Genomic DNA, 4,570 nt, shown 5'->3' with positions numbered 1-4,570 from the left:
ATCAGTGACATAAGAAGCGGTAGCACTCGTGGCAGCCTTATCGGCAACGCCCGTATCAGAGCTAGCAGTATCACCGGCGTCAGAAGCCTGCCCCTGCACCACCGTCGGTGCCACACCAAAAGCCCGCAGAACCTGACCATCAGCATCACTAATACGCACCAACTGCCCGTGAGCGTCGTAGTGGTACTCCAGCCCCTCAAGCACACCACCATCAGCGGCAGAACGCATCACCGAGGACAGCAAGCCGGTGCCCGGCTCATAAGTGTACTCAGTAACCGCCCCATCAACACTTAGGCTGGTGCGTAAACCGTCACGGTCATAGGTCATCACACTCTCATGCCCGCCACCAGCAAGGGACCCAGCTACGCACTGACGCACCAGTCGGCCCACCCGGTCATGCACCAGGGTGTGCACCGCCGGGGCGCCAGTGCCCTCATCCACCAGGCCCACACCCAGATCAGTGTAATCAAAAACAGTAGTAGTACGAGCAGCAGCATCACGGGCAACCCGGCAGACCAACTGCTGATTAAAACGCGTAGTTGCCAATGAACCAGCCTCATCGTAGGTATACGAGAGCGTATCAGCATCCGGGCTCACCGAACTCACCAGACGCCCAGCAGCATCATACGAAGCAGTCGTCTTACGCCCCAGCGCATCAGTGCGGCAGATCAACTGACCTGCAGCATCATACTCAAAGAACGTGCTTTCCCCACGCGGATCAGTTACGCTGGCCACCAAACCGGCAGCGGTGTAGGTGTACCGCGTCTTACCACCCAGACCGTTGATGGCAGTGACCAGCTGACCAGCAGCATCATAGACAAAGCGGCGGGTGCCAAACTTACGGTCCACAGCAAAGACCAGGCGCCCGCAGGCGTCATACCCGTAGCGGGCCACCCCGGTATTAGTGCGTACCAGTACCGGACGGGAGGCAGCATCATAAGTGATCTCCTCACGCACACCAGCAGTCGTAGAACGCACCACCACCCGTGAATCAGCATCATATTCCAGGGTAGTTACGACGCCGGTAGGCTCTCTCATGGTGGACGGACGGCCACACGCATCATAGGTAAAGGAAGTAACCCGGCCCTCAGGTGAAGTCACCGAGGTCACCTCACCCCGCCCATCGCGGGCGATCAGGGTCAAAGCGCCTTCGGCATCCAGGATCTCCACCACGTTGCCGGCAGCGTCATAGGTGTAGATTTCCTCAGAGCCATCGGCTGCGGTTTCTTTAACCGGGCGGCCATAAGCATCAAAACTAGTGGTGTAGGTGCCAAAAGCATCCTTGACCTGCACCAGGCCAGACTGACGCTGATACTCGGTGCTCACCCGCACACCGGTGGGGTCAACCACCGCAGCCAGCCCACCATTGGTATCAAATTCACGGGACCACCGGTGACCCAGCGGGTCAATGACCGCGGTGTTCTGCATTAGCTGGTCATATTCCAGCGCCCAGCGCGCCCCATCCGCACCAGTCAAAGACACCACATTACCCATAGAATCAAAGCCACGAGTACTGACCCGGCCCAGAGGATCAATAGTCTTCGCCACCTCACCAGCGGCGTTGTACTCATAGGTAGTAACCGCCCCGGCAGGGTCAGTGACACTTCTTAGGCGCCCACCGGGCCCATACCCGAAGCGCCACACCGCCCCGTCCGCGTCTTCACGGGAGACCAAAAGACCGGCAGCATCATAGGTGAACCGGGTGGTCAGTCCCAGCGGGCTGACAATACGCTCAATACGCCCGGCAGCATCACGCACAAAGGAGGTCACATCCCCGGCGGCATTGCGCACGGCAGTCATCTCACCGTAAGCATTATAGGAACAGGTGGCCCAGACACCGGTGGGGCCAACCATCGAGGTCAGCAGGCCCTGCTCCCAGGTCATCTCAGTACGCCCACCCAAAGCATCAACCAGCGCCGAGGGGTTGCGCTCAACCCCGGTAGCATCAGCATACTCATAAGACACCACTGCCCCGTTGGCTGTCATCAGCGTGATCAAACGGTCCTGGGCATCGTACTCGTAGGTGGTATCGGCACCTTCAGGGCTGACCTCACGGGCTAGCAAACCGCGCTTAGTGTAGGCGCGCACCGTCATAGCCCCATCACGCTCAGTGACTGACACCCGGTTATTGAAGGTATCGTAAGCCATGGTTTGGCGGTTCTGGTGTGCATCAATCATGCCCACCAGGCGGCCCTTGGAGTCTGAAACCCAGGAGTTGGCGTGCGAGCCGTCCTCATTGGTCACCAGGGTGAGGCCGCCTGCAAGGTAGGAGTAGCGGCGGGTGACGCCGTGCGGGTAGTTCTGTGAACGCACCCGCCCGAGGGCATCATAAAAGTTTTCCACCTCAACCGTGCCATCAGCAGCAGTTACCGCGCTGATCAGGCCCTGCTCGTTGTAGTCGTAGACCCGGGGCCCCAGTGCGGAGCGAGCAGCGGTCAGCCTACCCTCACGGTCATAGAGGTATTCCATGCGGGTGCCGTCATTGGTCTGTGCGTAGGCCACCCGGCCAGCAGCGTATTCAATACCGATGGAACGGCCACGGCTGTGCTGCAGAGCCACAACCTGGCCCTGCTCATCACGGTCCACGGTGACAACATCCCCAGCACCCACACTGTGAGCCAGCCAGTCACCGGTGAGACTAAAAGCCCACCAGGCACCGGTGTTATCACGGACCACCAGCACCTGGGCGGCATCGGCGGGCAGGGAAACCGGCAGGTCAGTGGTGTTCTGGCGGGTCAGCCACAGAGCATGCAACTCTGCACGCTCCCAACCTTCACCGCGGCGGGGGAAGATGAGGTGCTGGCCGTCCTCCTTCACCCAGGTCGCCTTCTCGCCACTCAGCACCAGGCGCATATCCAGTGGGGAGGACCAGCCGGTGCCGAAGACCCCAGCCTGGCTGTTAAGGGCGTTGTACATGCGGGTCAGGGCCAGGGTGAAGCAGGGACCGGTGAAGGTGAGGTCGGTTTCGGGTTCAATGAAGTTACCGGTTGCCGCGTTGACGGGGTCACCGATGTAACCGGCGGATGATTCCGAGCCCTGAATAGTGGGGGATTTAATATCAATAGCCGCGCGGGTCATAGCTGAGGCGCTACCTACCGATGCTTCCATAGCCGAATAGGGCACCGAGGCTAGAGCATTTGGGTCCCCAGTGACGGATTCGAGTGCATCAGCAATTCTGCCTAGCCATTGACCCTCAGTATCGTTAGCATCCAACCAGTTCTTCAACTGGGTGGGGATATCACCGGCATCCACCGGTGCCCAGGAACAATCCGTAGCGTAAGCTGCCAAGGCATCTTCTAAGGAACCTGGGTGGGTTTCTAGGTTCTTATCAAGGCCACTGAGCGTCTGCACCCCATCACGGATCTGGGAGGGAATACCCGAAACCGTGCTTTCGGTCCCCGCCTGGCCACTTGGTGTGTTCTTGGACGCTGTTGAAGGGGTATCTACTGACGGGAGGGTAGGGGCCGGGGGCACCTGAGGATCGTCACCAAACCCAAAGAAATCTGCAATAGCGTCACCGGCTTGTTCTAACATATTTTTCTCAGCATCAGCCTTAGCCTCTTCATAAGCCTCAATAGCCCGGTCCATGAGGTAACCTACCTCGCGCATGGCATGGGCTAGCTTGCTGATATCACTGGGCACATGAGTGGTGTTCTCTTCATAGACCGTGGCATAAGGTCCCTTGAACTCGTCCATAATGGTGCTAGCAGCGGCCGAGCGGGATGTAGCCTGCTCGTCCAGGGCTTCAGCAGTAGCGTTGAAGGTGTTGCGCACGTTGCTAGCAGTGGTGGAGTTGAAGGGAATATCAGGGGTGCTCATGGTGCAGCGTCCTTTAGGCAGAAACTGTTTCGGTGACGGGTCAAGGATTGGTTTAGAGAGTACAAGGAGCGCAGAAGGCCTTAACCTCTGCGCTCCCTAACAAGTTGGTAGGTGCTTTAAGCGCCGCCACCAGCGGTGAAGATATCCTGAGAAATCTTCTGCAGCTGCTGCTGCAGTTCTTCAAGTTCAGTCTTAGCCTTATCGAGGGCTGACTTGGTTTCAGGCCAGGTGGAGCCACGGAACTGTTCTGCCAGGGGGCCATCCCAGTTGTTGGGGTCTGAGAGCAGCTGACCCTGACCGTCAAGAGCTGAGATCTGCTCGCTCAGGCCGCCGTTGATAATTTCCTGGATGCGAGTAATTGCTGACTTTGCTTCGTCAGAGGAGAGTACGCGTGCCATGGTGGTGCTACCTTTCATAGTGATGAGTTGAGGGTAGGCCCCCGTCTGCCTTGAGGCAGGTGGCATCCGGGTGGCTTTGTGTCCCTGACTAGAGGTTACTGTTGTCAACACAAAACCTTAACTACATTTTTGTCCCCTATCTTGGCGAAGCTTTTATCATAAACTTTTTGGGGTATACAACAAGGCTCTGACTTTGGGCTTAATGCTTAGTGCGCCAATTATTGGTGAGAAAATTTTCTAGGGGCGACACAACAAGAGGGGTGTTAAATCTCGTCATATAGTCTCTGAGATTTATTCAGAGGATAGGCAAAGCTGCTGGGAGCCTTGCCACCGGTACCTCTTACGTCACCGAC

At 57.7% G+C, this 4,570-nt stretch carries 2 protein-coding genes; both read right to left on the bottom strand.

Translation table 11 applies throughout. The features are described from left to right. Positions 1–3,819, bottom strand: a 3,819-nt coding sequence (locus ABD982_RS11160; RefSeq protein WP_345447624.1) for a DUF6531 domain-containing protein, incomplete at its 3' end; no start/stop codon positions are given. Between the two features lie 116 nt (positions 3,820–3,935). Beyond that, positions 3,936–4,217, bottom strand: a complete 282-nt coding sequence (locus ABD982_RS11155) for a pyrophosphorylase (RefSeq protein WP_237204366.1) — start codon at positions 4,215–4,217, stop codon at positions 3,936–3,938. Positions 4,218–4,570: the final 353 nt, after the last annotated feature.

Source organism: Rothia endophytica (assembly GCF_039543885.1).
GTDB lineage: Bacteria > Actinomycetota > Actinomycetes > Actinomycetales > Micrococcaceae > Rothia > Rothia endophytica.
This window is presented reverse-complemented; position numbering and strand designations above follow the sequence as displayed.